Raw genomic sequence first — 18,752 nt, 5'->3', positions numbered from 1 at the left:
ACTCCTGGGCAGACAGCTCCCGTGTCGACCTTATGCGCAAGAATCACGGAAGATCCCTTGACCGCTCCGGGAAGCTGGACGGCCTCAGCATGAGGAGTTTCGAATGGCCACCGCCGCACCCCAATCAGCTCCGACAGACGTGACAGGACCCATTTTTCTCTCTTACCGCCATTTCGACGGTTCGAAGATCCTTGCACGACTGGCATGGTTCCTCCGAGCCAGCGGCGTTCCTGTGTGGCGGGACCAGGACGATCTCCCACCAGGCGACACCGACGACCGGCTTTCGCAAGCTCTCGCCGACGGATTGTCCGGCGGCGTTCTCGTGATTACGCCGGATGTGGTGAACAGCCGCGTAGTTCGTCAAATCGAGGCCGAGAAACTCATCCAGCTCCATCTCGCAGACCCTCGATTCCAACTCCTCGTCGCGAATGACGTAAGGAACAAGCTGGGTCAGGTCGACTACGGCGCGCCCGACAGGCTCCTTTCGAGACCCCAGGAGGAACTGAAGGGAGTCGACCAACGCGGAACGGACGATGATGAACTTCTTCGGCTGACGAGATCGGCAGTTGGTCACCGAATGGTGCAGAATCGAGACCGCGTGGCCGCGGCGGGCTACTTCGACCTCACCATCCAGACACGCAATGTCGGACAGGTCTATGACCGAACCGGAGCACAGCTCGACATCCGCATCAGACCGTCGACCCACGAGCGGCTACCCAGCCCTGCTGGACTACGAGACCTCCAGCGCACCCTCTCGTTCCTACCTGACGCGGTTGTGACAACTGGAGCGAGGACCGTCAGACTCCGAGGCGGCGCGCACCTGTCCGTCGCATACGCACTCGGAGCAGCACTCCCGTCGTCGCGTGTCGGCGCCATCGCCGTCGTCGACCAACGGGAGGAGGAGTGGAGAGGTTCGTCCGAGGCGCACTTTCCGCCCCAACCGCACACACTCCAAGAGGATCTACCTATTGGTCAAGACGCTAATGAAGATTCGCGTGTGCTTGCTTATGTCGACCTCTTGCCAACTCGGAGCGACGCGGCATTCACCCGCTTCTTAGCGGAGCAGACAGGTGCCTATCTGTCGGCTATCGTTATTCGACGCGCCACCCCGGGTCTCATTCCGCCAGCTGATGCCGACACTATCGCCTCGGAAATAGCCGCCAGGATTCGGGTGTTGTCCGGCGACCACGATAACGCACCCGTGGATCTCATTCTGCGATGCCCTTTTGCTATCGCCGTCCTCCTAGGGCGCCTTTCCAACACACTTCGAATGCGCGTTTTCGAATGGGACGATAGCAGACTGCCGGGGGACGCATCAGCCAGGTACGTTGCTGCGCTCGACATTCAGGCAAGTAACCCGAGCGGTCCTATCACGGACGTTCTCATGTCAAGCAGCATCGATGAGAAGAAATCGAGCCATCATGGCGTACGAGTGCTGATTGAACGTCTCCGGACAGTTTTCTCTCGTGCAGCCCGGGGATAGCAAAAATAGCCTCAAGATAGGTGAAGCTGGGACCTCACGAAGAGTCGGCGACGGCATCCGGCCTGTCCCGACGCCGTCGCCGCCGTACGGCTCAGAGCGACCCCTGAGGGTAGCCCAAATCAGTCCGAGAGTGATTGAACAGTATCCAGAAGTGCATATTGGTCACCGGCCCCCATGCTCCGGCCGAGAGTTAGACTAGCAAGGTTCGAACGTTCATTCGATTCATCCAGCATGTGCACCGACACCCTCCACCCTCCTCGGAGGTGACACTCTCCCTAATCGCTCGCGGAGGTCGCGCTCGTGCTAGGTGCTCTCGGCGAGTTCGTACGAGAGCTCATAGAACTGGAGCTGTCGTCTCTCGAGACGGCACGTCCCTAACCAGAGAGCGAGCCGGCTACTTGTCCTGTGGACTGGTCTCGACACCGGTCGGGAGGTACGCCACGTGGCCAAGCACGCCATCAAGCAGAGCCATGACGTGGTCGTCGTACAAATCGTAGCGGACGTTGCGCCCGTCGCGATTTCCTGACACGAGGCCGAGCTCGCGCATCAGCCGTAGGTGGTTCGACACGGCTGTCTGACCAGCTCCCACAGCTTCGCAGAGCTGCGTGACGGTCAGCGACGATTGTCGCAGCGCGGTGAGGATCCGCAGCCGCACCGGAGAGGAGAGGCCATGCATGACTTCCGCCAGCCGAACGGCTGCGCTCGACGGCAACATCGTCGCCGCATCGAAGTGCATGTCTCGCGTCACCATAGTGAGTCTACGACGACGACACTCTCTCCAAATTGACGATACATCACGAATTCGTGATGTAACTTGAAGGCGATATCCCAGCGATGAGGAGCCAAACGAGTGAGTCCGATACGCCCGACAGCCGCTGATCTCGCTTCCGCGTCGGCTGCTGATGACTGCGGCTGTGCCCCGAAACCCGCCGAAAGAGATCGACTGTGGAAGCGCCCAATCAATCGCCGCGGCGTCTTCGAGCTCGGCGCCTTGAGCGTGGTGGCGCTCGCAGCGTTCGGGGTCGGATCCGGCGTTTCCATCGCACATGCGGCAACGTACCCGTCGTGGGACGATGTTCAGCGCGCCAAGGGCAACGAGGCAGCGAAGGGTGTCGAAGTTCAACGCATCCAAGGCCTCATTCAGTCGCTGACGCAGAAGGTCGCTGACACCGAGGCCGCAGCACTGCTCGCATCCGACGAGTTCTACGCAGCGCAGCAGCAGTACTTCGAGGCGATCCGGGTCGCAGACGACCTGCAGGCGCAAGCCGACGAACAGACCCTCATCGCTGAGGAGGCGTCGAGGAAAGCCGGACAGCTGGCGGCGCAGCTCTATCGCAACGGTGGCGACGACACCACGCTGCAGCTGTTCTTCGCAGGCTCTGCAGCCGAATCGGATGAGCTGCTGTCGCGATTGGGAACGCTCGATAAGTTCATGCAGTACAACCGCGCGGTCTACGACGAAGCAATCTCGTCGAAGAACGCGGCACAGTCGCTCACAGATCAGGCGGTCGTCGCTCGAGACGAGCGCGACCGACTGCAGCAGGTCGCGGAGCAGAAGATGACAGCAGCGCAGGAAGCCGCAGACGCCGCACAGGCTGCGCTCGACGAGCAGACCACCTACCTCGAGACGCTGAAGGCACAGCTCGCGGCGCTTCAGGACACGACCGCGCAAACGGTTGCCGCTTACCAGGCCGGCGTCGCAGCGCGTGCCGCGGAGGAGAAGGCTCGTCGGGAGAGAGAAGCCGCCGAAGCCGCGGCGAACAGCGGCGGCAACGGGGGCGGAGGGGGCCAGGCCGGTAGCGGAGGGTGGGTTCGACCGCACGGTGGCGCACGCAGCTCGAGCTACGGTCCACGGACCCCGATCTGCGGGCCCCAGGGCTGCTCATCGAGCTACCACTACGGCGCAGACCTGGCGAACGGATGCGGTGCGGCGATCTACGCCGCGAACTCGGGAACAGTCGACTATGCCGGAGCCAACGGGAACTACGGCAACTACGTCCGTATTCAGCACGGTGGCGGCGTGAGCTCGGGCTATGCACACATCAAGCCGGGCGGAATCGCTGTTCGTCGCGGTCAGTGGGTCGAGTCGGGACAGGTCATCGCATACGCGGGCAACACCGGGCGATCCTTCGGGTGCCATCTGCACTTCGAGGTGTACCTCAACGGTGGCTACACCAACCCGGTGCGTTTCATGGAGGACCGCGGCGTCTACGTGTGAGATAGCGCCGCGGCCCTACCGGATCACGTCAGCCCGGAGTAGGAATGGAGCCCCGGGAAGTAGATGTTCACGACGGTGAAGTTAAACAGCACTGCTGCGAACCCAACAATCGACAGCCACGCAGACCGGGAACCACGCCACCCCCGGGTGGCGCGCGCGTGGATGTACCCCGCGTAAAGGACCCAGATCACGAAGGTCCACACCTCTTTGACGTCGAATCCCCAGTAGCGACCCCACGAGTCGTTCGCCCAGATCGCTCCCGCGATGAGGGTGAAGCTCCAGAACATGAAGCCGACGATAGTGAAGCGGTACGCCAGGGTCTCCAGCGCGTCCGCGGACGGGATCGTGCGAAGGAAGCGAGGACCGCGCTTCTGCTTTCGCGCGTCCGGAGCGTCACTGAGGAGACGCTCGCGCCTACCCTGCATCAGTTGGGTGATTGACACGCCGCAGGCGAGAGCGAACAGAGCTGTGGCGAGCGAAGCCACGAACACGTGGATCACCAGCCACACGCTCTTCAGCGGATCCATCAGCGGCACAACCTCGACATAGAAGCCGAGAGTCGCACCTCCGAGAAGCAGCACGGTCATTCCGAGCAGGAACGCGCCCAAGAATCGAAGATCGTACAGCCGCAGCACCACGAGGTACACGGCGACGATGAGGAGCGTCCCGGTGAGAGCGAACTCGTACATGTTGGCCCACGGGACCCGCTCAGCCGCAATGCCTCTGCCGAGAGTTCCTCCCAGCTGGAAGAGGAACGCCAGAACCGTGAGCGACGTTCCGATTCGCGCCCACAAGCGTCGGGGTGGCCGCTGTAGAGCGGTGTCGGCGCCGGGGACATCCTCGGAGACCTCTTCGGATGAGGATGCCGGCCCACGCCCGCCGACGGTCGTCAATCTCCGCACGGGAACGGCAACCGGTGCGGCGCTGCGCTGCGCGAGGTCGATGGTGTACGCAGTGAACGCGAGAAGGTAGGTGGCAATCGCGGTCCAGACGAGGAGGAGGGAGATGCCGTCGAGGCTGAGCTGATTCATGACGGGTTCCTTTCGGTCGTGTCGTGCTGCTGGTCGTTGTCAGAGGTGGCCGGTGCGGGCTTCACAGGCTCCGCGCCGAGCGAAGTCGAGTGACGATGCGCGAGATCGTCGACCGCTCGTTGCAGCGTGGGGTCGTCGCCGCGCGCGAGACCGGCGTACTCGATGTGCATGCCGTCGATCCCGTCGCGGGCTTTCACCCACACGCGACGCCGGGGTACGAACAGGCCTGCGAAGAGACCCACCATGGCGATCACCGAGAAGAGGAGCACTCCCCCACTGCTCGGATCTTGTTGGATCTGCAGCGAGGCGAATCGCTTCACTGGTTGTTGTTCCTCTGCGATCTCCCATGTGACGGACCCCCAGCCATTCGGGAGGTCAGCCGTGTCACCGGGTCGGAGTTCCAACGAGTCGGTGCCGCTGTCGCCGCCCGTCTCCTGGTCGAGTCCGCTCACGTCGAGCGTGTAGACGGAGCGCGGCGTGCCGTCGTCGATGCCGAGGTCCCCGCTGAAGACGTTGAAGGTGAGCACGGGATCGACGACGTCGGGGTAGATGGACGTGAACGCACCTGACGGGAGAGTGCCCTGCGTGGGGTAGAAGAACCCGACGAGCCCGACTTGCTTCGGTAGCCCGTCCGGGATTTTGATGATGCCCAGGGAGGTCATGTTCGAGTCCTGCGGCAGGAACGGCTGCGACTCACTGAACACGACGTCGCCGTCGCCGTTCCTCACGGTCAGCGTCGGGGCGTACCCGTTCCCCAGCAGGTAGATCCGGTCATTCGCAATCGTGGTCGGGTAGTTCACTCGAACGCTGCGCTCACTGTCCTGCTCGCCCGGCTGGCGGACCGTGATCTGCGCATCGAAGTTCTCTGCCTGTCCCGCGCCCGGTGTGCCCGGCAGTCGATAGGCGACGCGGAAGTCGTCGAGCGTGAGCGAGTACGGAACAAGTCCCGCGCCGTCGACGAATCGTCCCGGGTTGAAGGACGAGTAGTCGCTCAGAGCATTCACGAACGTCGTCCCCTCCACCACGACTCGTTGTCCGGTGTACGCGAAGGATCCGCCTACTGCGACCGAGAGGAGCACCCCGACGAGCGCGACATGGAAGACGAGGTTGCCGGTCTCACGGAGGTAGCCGCGCTCTGCTGATACCGAGTAGGTGCCTCCCTGGTCGTAACGCTCGACGCGGTAACCGGATCTGCGCAGCATGTCGGAAGCCGCGGAGACAGCCCCCTCAGCATCGCCACCCTTCCCAGCGATGAACCTCTCGCGATGAGCGGGCAACCTCGACAGTCGGGACGGAGTGCGCGGAGGTCGTGACCGCAGCGCGACATAGTGGTGCTTCGCACGCGGGATCACACACCCGATGAGCGAGACGAACAGCAGAAGATGGATGGCGGAGAACCACGGTGAGATGTAGACGTCGAACAGTCCAAGGCCGTCCGCGAGCGGGAACGCATCGGGGTTGTTCCTTCGCCATTGCACCACGCCGTTGGGGTCTGCGCTGCGTTGCGGGAACAGTGAACCGGGGATCGCTGCGACAGCGAGGAGCAGAAGCAGCAACAAGGCGGTGCGCATGCTCGTCAGTTGTGTCCACCCCCATCGCAGCCAGCCGGTCACGCTGAGCGCCGGGCTCGTCACCTCAGATGTTGCGCCGGTATCGGCGTGGTCGGCTGGCCGGAGCGGATCGCCCTTGGTGTCGGGGTCAGAGAGGGAGCGGGACATTGATAATCACCTGCTGAAGTTGGGACATGAGAGCGGTCCAGAGGCCGGAGACCATCAGGATCCCGAGAGCGACGAGCATCGCTCCGCCGATGAGGTTGAGCGTGCGGACATGGCGTCGGAGGAAGGCGAGCGAGGAGGACGCCCATCCCCACCCGGCGGCGAGGACGATGAAGGGGATACCGAGGCCGAGGGAGTACGCCAGCCCGAGCAGGCCGGCTCGAGCGGGGTCACCCAAGTTCCATGACATCGAGATGATTGCGGCGAGTGTCGGGCCGATGCAGGGTGTCCACCCCACTCCGAGTGCGAACCCCAGCAGCGGGGCGCCGACCAGACCTGCACGACTGCCGATCCGTGGGCGCATCGTTCGCTGCGCGACGCCGAAGAGTCCGATGAAGACGAAGCCCATCACGATGATGACGACGCCGAACACCCTGGTGAGAATGTTCGCGTACTGCAGCAGCACGAAGCCGAACGCACCGCCGAGGATGGTCACGGCGACGAAGACGGTCGTGAAACCTGCGATGAACAGCGCCACCCCCAGCATCAGTCGACCGCGGTGCGACTCTCGGCTTCCGCTCTTGCCCTGTTCTGGCCGCACAGTTCCGCCGAGGTACCCCAGGTACCCGGGCACCAAAGGGAGGACGCACGGTGAGACGAAGGAGACGAGCCCGGCGAGGATCGCCACGGGGATGGCGATCCACAGAACTCCGTCGACGATAAGCGTTCCAGGGTTCATGGGACGCTCTCCTCGAGAACGTCCTCGACGAGCGTCGCGAGGATTGAGGCACTGTCGAGCTGACCGATGACGCGGGCGGCGACTCTGCCGGAGCGGTCGATGACCAGGGTGGTCGGCGTGGCTTGGATCGGCGTCACCTGAGCGAAGGCCAGCTTGACCTTGCCGTCGTTGACGTCGATCACGCTCGGATACGTGACGCCGTTGTCTTTGGCGAACGAGAGCGCGGTGGCGGGTTGGTCGTAGGTGTTCACCCCAAGGAAGGCCACGCCGTCGTCGCGATAGTCCTGCCACACCTGTTCGAGGTATGGCGCCTCGACGATGCAGGGGCCGCATGCGGCGTACCAGAAGTTCACGACGAGGACGTCGCCGCGGTAGTCGTCACTCGCGACTTCCTCTTCGGTCTCCGTGACCCCTTCGAATGTCACCGGCTCTCCGCGCTCGTCTTGCGGGATCTCGACGACTTGGAAGTCTCCCGCGATGAAGCCTTTCTCGTTGCCATCCCTGTACTGCTGGGAAAGGGAGTCGTTGGACGCGCACCCTGCGAGCAGGAGAAGGACGGGTATGGAGGCGAGCACGGCGTGACGAATACGTCGTCGTCGGCCGTGATCCTGCGCGCTGGGGACGCCGGTGGCGGGTGGTCGGGGGACGGGCTCGCTGAGCATAGGTTCCTCTTCGGATCTGAATCTCGTTTGGCAGGGCAGAGCCGGTGGTTATCGGGCTCATGCCTCGCGCCCGGGCCATCAGTGCTCGACGAGGAGCGGGTCCCGGGGCGACGTCGCGTCTCGCTCCCGAGTGACGAGCATGACGACGGCGTGAATCGAGGAAGCTCAGGTCCGCGACACGCGGAGTTTCGTGAGAGAGGGGGCGGTGGCCCTCATCGCGATGCTCGGAAGAAGTCGACGTATCAGGCGAGACCTGATACGTCCCGGGTTCATTAGAGGCATTGGCCGACGCAGAGCGCTGAGGAGCAGGAGAAGTACTCCGCAGAACAGTCCGAGAGCGCACGCAACCGGGCCCATGCCGATATTCGATGCAGAGGGCTCCCCCGCCGACGCAACCGAGGGCGCGTCCGGCGCAGCGTTTCGTGCATCGAGCGCCGAGGGATCGTCGACGCCGACGGACGTCGATGCATCAGGTGTCGCCTGATACGGAGCGCAGGCGACGCCCAACACGAGCAACAGTGACGCCATGACCACGACAATCACGCCGACGGCAAACGGCGATGTCGCCGCCTTTCGCCCTAGACGAGGGTTCATCGCCCCGCCTCTCAGGTCGAGGTCATCAAGCGGGACGCGCCGGAGCTCATTCACCGGTCTGCTCCCGCAGCCAAGCGACAGGATCGACAGTTCCGTCTCCTGTCGACACTTCAAGGTGCAAGTGCGCACCAAAACTGCGTCCGGTGTTGCCGACTCGTCCGACGACTTCGCCGACGGAGACACTCTCCCCCTCACGAACTCCGAGGGAGCCGCGCAACATGTGCGCGTAGCGGCTGAATACCGTCTGCCCGTCGATCTTGCTCTCAATGTAGACCGTGACCCCGAACGCCCCGCCGTTCTCGGTCGCGATGCGGACCGTCCCGCCGGCCACGGCGCGGATCTGAGCTCCCTCACCTGGTGTGAAGTCGGCGCCTTCATGCATTCGCCCCCACCTGGGCCCGAAACTCGACGACGTGGGCACGCTGACCGGGAACGGCCACTGCACCTCAGCATCGGGATCGAGCAGCAGGGATCCGCTGAAGTAACGGATTCCTGCTGCCGCCGCGAGCTGCGGGACAGACGTCACGCTGAAGCCGTTCGACCGACCAAGGTCCTCCGCCGCAGCATCCTCCGGCACGACAAACGCCTGAATGTCACTATCGGCAGCGGATCCGTCGCTCTCTGAGGGCGCGAACCGCGCCGTGGTATCCGTCCTGGCCGCCGCGACGGTCTCGGCCGGGATCGTCATGCCGACCATGAACGAGGAAGCGACGGTCAATGTGCCCACCGTCTTCGCCGGAGTCAGCACGTCGTGCTCTCGGCTCGGAATGCCCTCGTCACGAGGTCGATGGTCGGATGCGCTGATTGGTGGAATCGGCGGATGGGACAGGGCCTCGCGCCTGCGCCGAAGTTCGGAGCGGGTGACTGGCGGAGTCGGGGCTGTCGACGCGGTCTCTCGGCGTCGAAGCTCCGACCGCGTGAGAAGCGGCTCCGGTCGAATGCTGGGCTCGAGAGGGTCATGTGTGGTCACGGTTCGGGCCTCCGGATTCGGGTTCGGGGGTCGAGTCTGGGCCGTTCGACGATGCACGTCGAACGATGAGGGCAAGTGTTGCGAGGCTTCCGAACGCGAGCAATGGCGCGCTCAACGCGAGCCACTTCTCCGCGAGGATGCCTGGTGCGATGCCTGAGCGGAGCGGCACATCCGTGATTGCGGCAGCGACCGTGTCGACGCCTGCTGTGTCGAGGATCGCGCCGTCCGGGGCTATGACTTGACTGGTGCCCACAGTGGAAACGTTCACCACGCTCTTACCGGTCTGGATGGCACGCATCCGGGCAAAGGCCAGTTGCTGAAGGTTCTCGTCGGAGCCGCGGAAGTCCGCGTTGTTGGTTTGGAAGATGTAGAGCTTCACATCCTGCTCAGCGGCGGCACGGATCACGTCGTCGAAGATCACGTCGAAGCAGATCGCGAGACCGATGTCGGTCTCGCCGACGGTCACGACGGGTGGGTTTGTGCCGGCAGTGTACTCGCGCTGGATCAGCCCGACGAGGTCGGGCGCAAGGCGCTCGTAGAGCCATCGGTCGGGGACGTACTCGCCGAATGGGACGGGATTGACCTTGTCGTGGACTTGAGAGCTGCCGGGGTTTGCCGTCCACAGGAAGGAAGTGTTGAACGTCTCATCGCCTCGTGCCGTCGCCGCGTTCGCCAGAAGCGGCGCCCCCGTGCGGGACACGATCCGATTCATTTCAGAGGCGGCCTGTCGGTTGCGGAACGGGTCGAACTCCGCCGATCCTTCTGGCCAGACGAGCACGTCCATGTTCCGGTCGAGAATCGGTTCCGATGCCTCGACCTGTGCTTTGAGCAGGTCACCTGAGGCTCTACCGTCGAAGTAGCCTGAGGGACCGTTGCCTTGGACCCACCCAACCGCGAATGTGCCCGCGTCTGTCGTCGCATATTGGGGTGACACGCTGAGTCCGAAGATCAGGACGACCGCGGGCGTCAAAGCGGACACAACGCGCAACCCCATACGAAGCCACTGCACGATGCTCGCAGCGATGACCGCGATGGTGAGCGAGAGCCCGGTCACACCGATCCACGATGTAGCTTCCGGGAACGGGCTCTCTACCTGGGTCATCCCGAGTCGCACCCAGGGGAACCCGCCGTACGGCCACGATCCGAGCACGATCTCGCGGGCAACCCACAACCCGCCGACCAGTGCGGGTACGGCGACGATCTGCCAGACACGACGGCCGCGGAAGCGGCTGGTCCACCGGTATGCCAGCGCTATGGGAACCGCACCGAGCCCGAACAGGAGAGCCTGCAGCCCCGACAACGCGATGCGTGGCAACGGCCCGAGGAACTGACCAACCCAATCGAGGTGAAGCGCGTAGAAGGTGACACCGAACGCGAGACCGACGAGCAGCGCTCCGCCGACGCTACGTCCGACGGTCGCAACCAAGGTGAGGATGACGCTGACGAACGCGAGAGGCCACCAACTGACCTCGGGAGTCGCGAGGTCCATGGCGAGTCCGCCGACCGCCGACAGCGGAACGGCGACCCAGACACCGACGAGTGGTCGTGTGAGATCAGTGTGCGTCGTTTGGGCCTCAGACGTCGGCGCAGTGAGGAGTGTCGTCGACATTGCTCAGGCGTCCCGCTCGCGGAGTTTCTGGAGGTAAGCGTTGTACTCATCCAGCTCGGATGATCCGTGGATGTCTACGTACCGGTCCTGTGCCTGGGATCGTGCGGTGTCCTCCCGGAACCATCGGTGCATGACGTAGATCAGCATCAGGAGTGTGGGGGCCTCGCCGTACGACCAGGCGAGTCCGCCGGCGAGTCGCTGGTCTTCGATGGGGTCGAGTCCCATGGCCTGCGTGGGGGCGACGAAGTGGGTGATGAGCATGGTGGTGGCCATCATGAGGAACACTCCGAAGAAGGCGTGCAGCGCGGCTTCGGCGAACACATCGAGGGCGCGGCCGCCGTGACTGAGGCGAACGGGTAGCGGGTCGGAGCTCAGGATGGGGATTGTGAAGATGATGCCCGCGCCGAGGAACGCCACCTCGAGGGCGATGTGTCCCGCGGTCGAGCTCAGGAGGGAGTCTGCGAACCCCGCGAGGTACAAGCCGTAGAACGCGGCCAGATAGAGAGGGAGCGCCGCCCATGGGCTCAGAGCCCAGCGCGCAAGTCTGCTGCGCAGCCCCGCGTGGGCGATGGCGAGTGCAGTGCGCCCCAGTCCTACATGCGGGGTGGCGCGGAGCAGCAAGGTGCCCGGAGATCCCAGGATGAGCAGCGGCGGAATCGCCATCATCAGAGTGAGCTGCTGGAACATGAACACCGACATCAACGCGTAGCCGTAATTCTCCACGGCGAGACCGGTCGTCCCAGCCAGGAGCGCGCAGCCGCTGAGGAAGCTGAACGTACGCCAGATGGACCAGCGTCGACCGTGCGTCCACATGCGAACGGCCCCGACCATGTAGAGAAGTGCAAGCAGCCCAGCGACCACCGGCAGCACCGGAAGCACCCCCGGAACCACGGCGAAGTAGTCAGGGAAGGTGGGCGCGACGTCGGGGATCCACGGAGTCATCGACGGGCCCCCTCCGGCCTGTCAATGAGCTGAGCGATGAGTGCCGACATCAGGGTCGGGGGAACTTGATAAGGCTTCCCGCTACCAGGAAGACGACTGCTGCCGCGGGCTGGATTCCGGTCCAGACCGGTCCGGCGAACGGGAAGGGCATGACGGGATTCCACAGGACGGCGATGGCGATGAACACCGGGATCCACCACCAGTGGCGCGCTTGCACGGCGAACCATCCGATGATGACCGCGAGGATCGACGTGACGTAGAGGATGAGCGAGGCCCAGTCACTCGCCAGCAGCACGGGGGCGAGGAACAGCACCGCGGCTGCGAGCAGACTCGGAGCAAGAGCGTTCCGCTGATAGGTGGAAGGGGTCCGCTTCTTCTGTGTCATGAGCGTCCCCATCCTTCGCTCATGTCCTGTGGCATCGAAGCGGGAGGCGTGACGACGTCGTCCTCTGGACCACGGCGGCGCCGAAGAAGCCCGACGACCAGCACGACGGCACCGACCCCCAGCGCCACGTCCGCCAGATTGCCGATGAAGAGGTCCGAGTAGGCGAGGAAGTCGGTGACGTACCCGCGGCCGAACGCAGGGGGTGCGAAGAGACGGTCCAGGACGTTGCCGATGGCTCCCCCGAGGATGAACCCGATACCGACCGCCCACCACGTGGTACGGGATCGGATTGCGCTCCTGATGAGCACGACCGTCGCTGCGATTCCGACTGCGGTCAGCAGCGGAGTCGCGCTGGAACCGAACGACAGGATGGCACCCGGGTTGAACGCCAGTTGCAGCCCGAAGAGGTCTCCCAGTAGCGGAATGCGCTCCGTGGTACTCAGTTGCGCCAAGGCGACCGCCTTCGACACTTGGTCGATGATGACGGTCGCACCGGCGACGGCGAACGCGATGGCGAGCTTCGGCACGCGCGCACTCATGATCACGCGCCTCCTTCCGCGTCGGCCGCTGCTCGGTCGCGTCGGCGGCGCTTCCACCCGGCGAACGCGACACCGACAGCGCCCGCTACGAGAACGAACCCCATGCCGATGACGAACAGGATGCCGAGGAACCCGAGATCGTCTCGTTCGACCGGCCGCTCTCCGTTCTGCCTTTGATGACGGTCCTTGTCCGACTCTGTCTCTTCGGGCGACGGCGGAGGCGACGGCGTTGAACTCTGTTCCGGACTGGGGGACGCAGCAACTGGTGCGACGCTCCCAACTGCGGACGCTGAAACCGAAGGTGAAACCAGCAGGACCGTCGCGAGGATCAGCAACGCACACGCGATGGCACCCCAGGCATGTTTCGTCGTGGCCATCGGATGTCTCATGTGTGATCCTCGTTTCGGTCGGTGTATTTCGGACGAACGTGTTCAGGGGCGCTTCATGATGTGGCGTGCAATCGAGATCGCGTCACGGCGTGCCCCGTCGAAGGTGTCTGAATCCTGGCTACCGTGATTCGGCATGCCGACGACGAACAGACCTGGGACGCTCGTAATCCCGCGCTTGCGGCGACCGGATGTGGCCTCGAGTACCGGACGGGGAAGCCAGCCGTCCGCGGGCAGGTATCCGGTCGCGTAGATGATGGACTGCGGAGCGATACGACGACCATCGTCGAAGACGATGTGTGCTCCGTCTGCGGCGATGGCCGCAGGCAGCACCTCGATGCCGAGTTGTTCCCATTCCGGATCCAGTGTGAGAGCTGCCCCACCTCGCGCTTGTGCCCGACGCCGCCCGACGCCGCGTCGTGCCGGTCGAGCTGCGGAGACCGCCGACGGCTGGGACGACAGCGTGACGCGGTGCGTGCGACTGAGCTCGCGCGCGATCTCTTGGCCGCTGTGGCCGGCTCCGACGACCAGCACGTCACCGCTGGGAATCTGGCTCGGTCCGCGATAGTCGGCGCTATGAACCATGATCCCCGTTACCGCGGCGTCTACCGCCCAGCTCGGGATCCGAGGTCGAGCCGCGGACCCGGTGGCGCAGACGATGTTGCGCGTCTGTACCGGCCCTTCGTTCGTTGACAGAAGCAGAGTGGATCCGTCCCCCAGACGGTCCACGCCTGTCGCTCTGATGCCCCACAGCGTCGTGAGGCCTAAGGCGGCCTCGACGTCGAGAAGATGCTGTTCGATCTCTCGCGGTGACGGGCGTCGATAGGGGTCGCCTGTGAGATGCCGCCCGGCGACCGTGCTCCGCCCGGCCTCTGTCAGGAGTGTCATCGACGACCAGCGGAACGCCCACGAACGACGCCCATCAGGATTGCTGTCGATGACGGCGAAGTCCCGTTGCGGCTTCAGGCCCGAACGCGAGAGTTCGGCGGCGACGGAGAGACCGGCGTGGCCGGAGCCGACGATGATGACTCGACGATGAGAGAGGCCTAGGAGTGTCATGTTCCCTTGCCCGCTGAGAGGATCGCGTTTTCGAGGTCGTCGTAGCGCTCGAGTGTGATGGCATCGCCGTTCACGAAGAACGTCGGAGTTCCGCTTACTCCCAGTGCCTGACCGTCGTTGTAGTCGAGATCGACTCGTGCGACCGTCGCGGGGTCAGAGATCGCGGTATCGTAAGCGGCCATGTCCAGGCCGATCTCCTCAGCGAAGCCTCGGAATAGGCTCGCCCGCGATTCCTGAGCTTCACCCCATTGAGCCTGCGTCTCGAAGAGCTTGCGGTACATCTCCTCAAGGCGTCCCTGCCGCGCAGCCGCTTCGGCGGCGAACGCGGCATTCCTGGAGTTCAGGTGACCCGGTAGCGGGAAATAGCGGATGACATAGGTGATCTCGCCGTCGTAGCGCTCGCGAAGGTCTTCGACCACGGGGTAGAAGGCTCCGCACGCTTCGCATTCGAAGTCTAGGAATTCAACGACGGTGACTGACCCGTCTCCCCCGTCGTCGAGAACGTGTGAGTTCTCGCGGAGCACCTGCGCCGTAGAGCTTCCGTTCTCGGATTCTGGCGGCGCAGTGTTCTGCTGGTTAACGATGACGACGATTACCGCGACGATAATCAGGACGATGGTTACGGCAAGGGCAGCGAGGCCGGCTTTGACGGCGGGTTTCATCAGATACTCCAAGGACTGTCGACACGGTCGAAGGTCGAGCGGTTGCTCGATGGGATGCGCACACGCGAGGCGCGACGCTTCGACGGGTCAGGTCCGGGAGATGCCGAGCGTCGCCAGAGTCAGCGACGTCCGCCTCAGGGGGATGCTATTCGGAGCGGCGCTCGTTCGCGGCTGAGCCGCGTGGGTCTCCACGACCACGGCTGTCGTGCGCCAGAGCAGCCGATAGAGCATGACCGCTGCGACGAGTCCGCAGAGAAGACCGAGGACGCACAGCACAGCGCCCGTGACCGGGTCTACTTGTGCAGCGCCCGTGGCGAGCTGCATCACGACGCCTGCGGGTTCCGCAGCGGCTGCGTCAGCGCCTGATTCATCGGCGTCGAGCGACGTGCTGGCCGTAGTTGACGCCTTGGTGACATCGGCACTTCCGTGCTCGGCTGCGCCAACGGCGAAGATCAGGAGGAGTGTGAGCCCGATGATGCTAATGAGCCGCATTATCATCTGGCTGCGATCCGGCCGCCCGTGGCAGGCGACCCGGATCGAATGGAACACGATTCGATTGTAATCGTCGCTCCTACTTCTTCCTTTGAATGAGCCGTAATCATTCGGTCACTCCGCGCGCTTGCGTCGACGGTGCACCACGAGCACGGTCGCCATCGCCAGAACTCCAAGCACGACGACGCCTCCGACAACGGCCAGGGCCACGACGCTCTCATCTGCCCCGTCAGCGCGCGGCTCTCGGTCGGTATCTTGTGTGGGCGGCGCCGAGTTGGTGGCGTCGGTCGGCGTCGGGGTACTGGTCAGCGCCGCTCCTGGTTGAGTACGGGTGCCTTCGTTCCCGCATGCCGGTGCATCCCAACCGAGTGCGACGGTCGCCGTCGGATCCGCTGCGTAGTCGAACTGGTAAGACTCGGAGATGGGGTGCCCGTCGCTGGACACAGCGTTCCAGAGCACCGTGTAGGTGCCCGACGCTCCGAGGGCGACGGGGGTGGTGAGCACGTTGAGTTCGATGGTGGAGCACGACGACTCGTAGAAGAGCCCGTCTGGGCCCTGCACCTGGGCGAAGCTCGTCTGGCTGAAGTCGATGAGCTCCCCGCTGAAAGTCAGTGCGACTGTGTCGAGGTTGGTGACTGTCTCGCCCGCCGATGGCACAGCGTCGGTGAGATTGTCATGTGCGGAGGCTGGGGTTGCGGTCAGCAGCACGATTGCGACAGCGGCGGCGCACACGGCACCGCTCACGCGGCGGATTCGGGTGGAGGCGGATGTCATGAGATGGCCTTTCGAGTGGAGTGGAGGGGTCGGTCGACCTCCGGTGATGAGCGGGTGGAGTGCGCGCTGAGTATGTAGTCGACGCTGAGGCCGAAGAGGAGCAGCATCGGCGCCGAGAGCAGGATCACCATGCCGGCTGCTTGTTGGTCCGCCATCGGCTCCAGGCCCCATTGACGACCCATCGCCCCGAACCAGCTCGCAGCAATCAGGCCGCTCTGAAGCAGCATCCAACTGCCTACACTCGCCAGCGCGGCAGCCGATCCGAACACGACAACTACACGCATCCGCCGGGGATATGTGCCGGCAGGACGGAGGATCGCAGCGGTCACCAAGCTTCCCGCTACGAGCAGCGCGACGACGCGCAATTCATGCACCAAAGGATCGGCGAGGGAATCGCGCAAAAGGCCAGTGGCGGATACGCCCCACACGATAAATGCGAACGTGCACACCGCGACCATGGGGTGGCGCAGGAAGAGGACGATCCGCGAGCGCTCCCCTGCTTGTAGCCACTCGCGGATTCCACGGCTCCCATCGGTGCGGCTGGTGATTCCCTCCAATGCCAAGCGATATGGCGCGCCACACACGAGGAGGGAGGGAACCACGAGGAGCATGAGCATCCGTCCCGCCGCGTCGACGCTGTGGAGGTAGTCGGAGTAGACAGCGACCGCCCCACCGTTCACCCAAGCCAGCAGCACCATCCCGCTGATCCAGGCGAACGTGCGCAGGCCGCGCCACCCCTCGCCGCGTTGCCGCAGGCGACGGACACCCATCAGATAGAAAAAGACTCCGAAACCTGCGACCACCGCCCACAAGAGATTCACGTCGTTCCCGCTCAGCCAACGGACGAGTGTGAGTTCGGGTGGAAGCGGTGCTTCGGTGAGGATCTCAGCCGGTGTCGTCAGGACCGGAGCAGAGGTGTCTGCCGGCGCTGGCGTGCGGGCGAGCGCCGCTGCGGCACCACTCGCGATGCCCATGACCGCGAGCTCGACGGTGACGAACGTCCAGAACGGTCCCCGCTCTCTGACCCCACGGCGGATGAACCACCGACGGTGCGCGACACCCACGACGCCGAGGAGCGTGAGCGCCACCACCTTCACCAGGAGCACAGCTCCGTACGCGCTGAGAAGGTCTCGCCAGCCGCTGACAGACGTCATCGCGCGAGCGACTCCGGAGACGGAGACGACCACGAAAGCGACGAGAGCGATGGTCGAGTATCGCTCGACCGCCGCCCGCAGACGGTGCTCGCGCGCAGACGGCCTGAGGAAGACCAGCGCGAGAAGACCGCCGAGCCATACCGCCGCGCTAGTGATGTGCAGCACGAGCGACATGACCGCAGCATCATGATTGGCGAGGCTTCCGGAATGACCTTGCGTCGCCATCGGGACCAGCGACGCCAGCGAAAGAAACGTCAGCAACAGTGCGGCCGCCCACCCCCGGAACGCATACGAGATCACCGTGAGAATCGCGGCCATCACGGTTGTGATGAGCCAGACGCGACCCAGTTCCGTCTCGAGGAGGAATCTGCCGAACTGCTGACCGAATCCCGGGCCGAGTGACACCTCAGGATTGAACGATGACAGGAATGTGAGATAACCAGTGACTCCTGCGCCGATGGTGAGCACTGCGGCACCGATGGAGGCGACATCCAGGGCGGTATCGAACTCCTTCTCACCCTGTTTAAGAGCGTACGCAGCAAGGACGGCCGATCCGACCATGACGGCAGCCCCGAGGTTGACGATGAGCTTCGCGACCGGCAGTCCCCACCGAACGACCGCGCCGGGGTCGCTGGTGACTCGTGGATCAGCCCCGCCACCCATCACCAATCCCAGGAGGAGGACGACCAGAGCCGAGGTGAGTAGGAGTGCGGGTCCGACCAGTCGGAGCCCCCTGGCGTTCACGGGAGGTCTCCGGAGCCGCCCGTGGTCGGCGCATCCTCGTCGTCCGATGACGCGGTGTCCGGCGCGGAGCAGGCGGACGTCTTCGGCAGCATCTGGACCGCGGGTGCGAGGGCTTGCAACGCGGCATCCGCGGAGAGCTTCGTCGTATCGACATAGGCCTGGGCTGCGGGCGTTCGGCCGTAGGTCGTCAAGCGCAGGTAGGGGGAATCTTGTTCGTCGACGATCCAATCGACGGAGTTGATGGTCACGCACTGCAGCGTTGTCGGTGCTGGCGGCTCGAGCCCGCAGGTAAAGACGACGATGGTCGGGTCTCCCCATGCGGCGGTCGCTTGGGCATCGGTCCTGCGACCGGTAAACTCTCCGACGGCTGCGGGGAGCCGAACCGTCACGTCGGCGCATTCGGGGGCGTTCGCATTTGTCGCAGGTTTCAATGCGACAGTGGACGCGCATCCCGACAATGTCGCGAGCAGGCCGATGAGTGCGACGGCTCCGAAGATTAGGTTCCGCGAAACGGCGCGCCGATTGACTGAGACCTCGGCGGGGGTCGGGGTGAGGGGCGTGTTCTCCAAGTCATCTCTCCAAGCTGTCGACGAC

General features: G+C 64.3%; 19 protein-coding genes. 2 read left to right on the top strand and 17 right to left on the bottom strand.

Features of this window, described 5'->3' with window-relative positions; all coding sequences use genetic code 11:
- The first annotated feature begins 103 nt into the window (after positions 1–103).
- On the top strand, positions 104–1,483 hold the full coding sequence (locus tag D8M34_RS03810; protein WP_126893209.1) for an SAVED domain-containing protein: 1,380 nt from the start codon (positions 104–106) through the stop codon (positions 1,481–1,483).
- Between the two features lie 394 nt (positions 1,484–1,877).
- Here D8M34_RS03810 and D8M34_RS03805 read toward each other — a convergent pair whose 3' ends face one another.
- Complete coding sequence (locus D8M34_RS03805; RefSeq protein WP_200838702.1) at positions 1,878–2,219, bottom strand: ArsR/SmtB family transcription factor; 342 nt, start codon at positions 2,217–2,219, stop codon at positions 1,878–1,880.
- A 123-nt stretch (positions 2,220–2,342) separates the two neighbouring features.
- Here D8M34_RS03805 and D8M34_RS03800 point away from each other — a divergent pair, with 123 nt between their 5' ends.
- Positions 2,343–3,701 carry a peptidoglycan DD-metalloendopeptidase family protein gene (locus D8M34_RS03800; protein WP_045262824.1) on the top strand — a complete coding sequence of 453 codons (1,359 nt, stop codon included), beginning with the start codon at positions 2,343–2,345 and terminating at the stop codon, positions 3,699–3,701.
- Between the two features lie 23 nt (positions 3,702–3,724).
- Here D8M34_RS03800 and ccsB read toward each other — a convergent pair whose 3' ends face one another.
- From ccsB to D8M34_RS03720, 16 genes are all read right to left on the bottom strand, one after another.
- Positions 3,725–4,732 (bottom strand): c-type cytochrome biogenesis protein CcsB, encoded by a 1,008-nt coding sequence (ccsB, locus tag D8M34_RS03795; RefSeq protein WP_126893208.1) that lies wholly within the window; start codon positions 4,730–4,732, stop codon positions 3,725–3,727.
- The gene (resB, locus tag D8M34_RS03790; protein ID WP_126893207.1) at positions 4,729–6,450 is read right to left on the bottom strand and encodes a cytochrome c biogenesis protein ResB; all 1,722 of its coding nucleotides are present in this window, start codon (positions 6,448–6,450) and stop codon (positions 4,729–4,731) included. The genes ccsB and resB overlap by 4 nt, the downstream gene beginning before the upstream one ends.
- The gene (locus tag D8M34_RS03785; protein ID WP_126893206.1) at positions 6,431–7,186 is read right to left on the bottom strand and encodes a cytochrome c biogenesis CcdA family protein; all 756 of its coding nucleotides are present in this window, start codon (positions 7,184–7,186) and stop codon (positions 6,431–6,433) included. The genes resB and D8M34_RS03785 overlap by 20 nt, the downstream gene beginning before the upstream one ends.
- Positions 7,183–7,848 carry a TlpA family protein disulfide reductase gene (locus D8M34_RS03780; protein ID WP_082066388.1) on the bottom strand — a complete coding sequence of 222 codons (666 nt, stop codon included), beginning with the start codon at positions 7,846–7,848 and terminating at the stop codon, positions 7,183–7,185. Before D8M34_RS03780 ends, D8M34_RS03785 begins: the two co-directional genes overlap by 4 nt.
- A gap of 640 nt (positions 7,849–8,488) precedes the next feature.
- The gene (locus D8M34_RS03775; RefSeq protein WP_126893205.1) at positions 8,489–9,190 is read right to left on the bottom strand and encodes a M23 family metallopeptidase; all 702 of its coding nucleotides are present in this window, start codon (positions 9,188–9,190) and stop codon (positions 8,489–8,491) included.
- Between the two features lie 208 nt (positions 9,191–9,398).
- Positions 9,399–11,021, bottom strand: a complete 1,623-nt coding sequence (gene lnt / locus D8M34_RS03770) for an apolipoprotein N-acyltransferase (protein WP_126893204.1) — start codon at positions 11,019–11,021, stop codon at positions 9,399–9,401.
- Between the two features lie 3 nt (positions 11,022–11,024).
- Positions 11,025–11,963: a cytochrome c oxidase assembly protein gene (locus tag D8M34_RS03765; RefSeq protein ID WP_126893203.1), complete on the bottom strand. Its 939-nt coding sequence runs from the start codon at positions 11,961–11,963 to the stop codon at positions 11,025–11,027.
- Positions 11,964–12,012: 49 nt separating this feature from the next.
- Entirely contained in the window at positions 12,013–12,348 is a 336-nt protein-coding gene (locus tag D8M34_RS03760) for a DUF6804 family protein (protein ID WP_126893202.1), read from the bottom strand.
- Positions 12,345–12,875 (bottom strand): signal peptidase II, encoded by a 531-nt coding sequence (locus D8M34_RS03755; protein ID WP_231919594.1) that lies wholly within the window; start codon positions 12,873–12,875, stop codon positions 12,345–12,347. The genes D8M34_RS03760 and D8M34_RS03755 overlap by 4 nt, the downstream gene beginning before the upstream one ends.
- A gap of 14 nt (positions 12,876–12,889) precedes the next feature.
- The gene (locus D8M34_RS03750; protein ID WP_126893201.1) at positions 12,890–13,276 is read right to left on the bottom strand and encodes a hypothetical protein; all 387 of its coding nucleotides are present in this window, start codon (positions 13,274–13,276) and stop codon (positions 12,890–12,892) included.
- A gap of 42 nt (positions 13,277–13,318) precedes the next feature.
- Positions 13,319–14,332, bottom strand: a complete 1,014-nt coding sequence (locus D8M34_RS03745; protein WP_126893200.1) for an NAD(P)-binding domain-containing protein — start codon at positions 14,330–14,332, stop codon at positions 13,319–13,321.
- The gene (locus D8M34_RS03740; RefSeq protein ID WP_126893199.1) at positions 14,329–14,994 is read right to left on the bottom strand and encodes a DsbA family protein; all 666 of its coding nucleotides are present in this window, start codon (positions 14,992–14,994) and stop codon (positions 14,329–14,331) included. Before D8M34_RS03740 ends, D8M34_RS03745 begins: the two co-directional genes overlap by 4 nt.
- Before the next feature lie 87 nt (positions 14,995–15,081).
- Positions 15,082–15,543, bottom strand: a complete 462-nt coding sequence (locus tag D8M34_RS03735) for a hypothetical protein (protein ID WP_126893198.1) — start codon at positions 15,541–15,543, stop codon at positions 15,082–15,084.
- Between the two features lie 57 nt (positions 15,544–15,600).
- Positions 15,601–16,260, bottom strand: a complete 660-nt coding sequence (locus tag D8M34_RS03730; RefSeq protein ID WP_161973033.1) for a copper resistance CopC family protein — start codon at positions 16,258–16,260, stop codon at positions 15,601–15,603.
- Positions 16,257–17,975: a cytochrome c oxidase assembly protein gene (locus tag D8M34_RS03725; RefSeq protein WP_161973032.1), complete on the bottom strand. Its 1,719-nt coding sequence runs from the start codon at positions 17,973–17,975 to the stop codon at positions 16,257–16,259. Before D8M34_RS03725 ends, D8M34_RS03730 begins: the two co-directional genes overlap by 4 nt.
- Positions 17,976–18,154: 179 nt before the next feature.
- Complete coding sequence (locus D8M34_RS03720; protein WP_238695591.1) at positions 18,155–18,727, bottom strand: DUF3515 family protein; 573 nt, start codon at positions 18,725–18,727, stop codon at positions 18,155–18,157.
- Between the last annotated feature and the right edge of the window lie 25 nt (positions 18,728–18,752).

The organism is Microbacterium sp. HSID17254, assembly GCF_003989315.1.
Taxonomy (GTDB): domain Bacteria; phylum Actinomycetota; class Actinomycetes; order Actinomycetales; family Microbacteriaceae; genus Microbacterium.
This window is presented reverse-complemented; position numbering and strand designations above follow the sequence as displayed.

Bases quoted from the DNA above. Each gene is read 5' to 3' on its own strand.
- D8M34_RS03760 (WP_126893202.1), bottom strand. From the start codon at position 12,348: ATGACACAGAAGAAGCGGACCCCTTCCACCTATCAGCGGAACGCTCTT.
- D8M34_RS03745 (WP_126893200.1), bottom strand. From the start codon at position 14,332: ATGACACTCCTAGGCCTCTCTCATCGTCGAGTCATCATCGTCGGCTCC.
- D8M34_RS03810 (WP_126893209.1), top strand. From the start codon at position 104: ATGGCCACCGCCGCACCCCAATCAGCTCCGACAGACGTGACAGGACCC.
- D8M34_RS03740 (WP_126893199.1), bottom strand. From the start codon at position 14,994: ATGAAACCCGCCGTCAAAGCCGGCCTCGCTGCCCTTGCCGTAACCATC.
- D8M34_RS03750 (WP_126893201.1), bottom strand. From the start codon at position 13,276: ATGAGACATCCGATGGCCACGACGAAACATGCCTGGGGTGCCATCGCG.
- D8M34_RS03765 (WP_126893203.1), bottom strand. From the start codon at position 11,963: ATGACTCCGTGGATCCCCGACGTCGCGCCCACCTTCCCTGACTACTTC.
- D8M34_RS03730 (WP_161973033.1), bottom strand. From the start codon at position 16,260: ATGACATCCGCCTCCACCCGAATCCGCCGCGTGAGCGGTGCCGTGTGC.
- D8M34_RS03725 (WP_161973032.1), bottom strand. From the start codon at position 17,975: ATGGTCGGATCGGCCGTCCTTGCTGCGTACGCTCTTAAACAGGGTGAG.
- resB (WP_126893207.1), bottom strand. From the start codon at position 6,450: ATGTCCCGCTCCCTCTCTGACCCCGACACCAAGGGCGATCCGCTCCGG.
- ccsB (WP_126893208.1), bottom strand. From the start codon at position 4,732: ATGAATCAGCTCAGCCTCGACGGCATCTCCCTCCTCCTCGTCTGGACC.
- lnt (WP_126893204.1), bottom strand. From the start codon at position 11,021: ATGTCGACGACACTCCTCACTGCGCCGACGTCTGAGGCCCAAACGACG.
- D8M34_RS03785 (WP_126893206.1), bottom strand. From the start codon at position 7,186: ATGAACCCTGGAACGCTTATCGTCGACGGAGTTCTGTGGATCGCCATC.
- D8M34_RS03805 (WP_200838702.1), bottom strand. From the start codon at position 2,219: ATGCACTTCGATGCGGCGACGATGTTGCCGTCGAGCGCAGCCGTTCGG.
- D8M34_RS03780 (WP_082066388.1), bottom strand. From the start codon at position 7,848: ATGCTCAGCGAGCCCGTCCCCCGACCACCCGCCACCGGCGTCCCCAGC.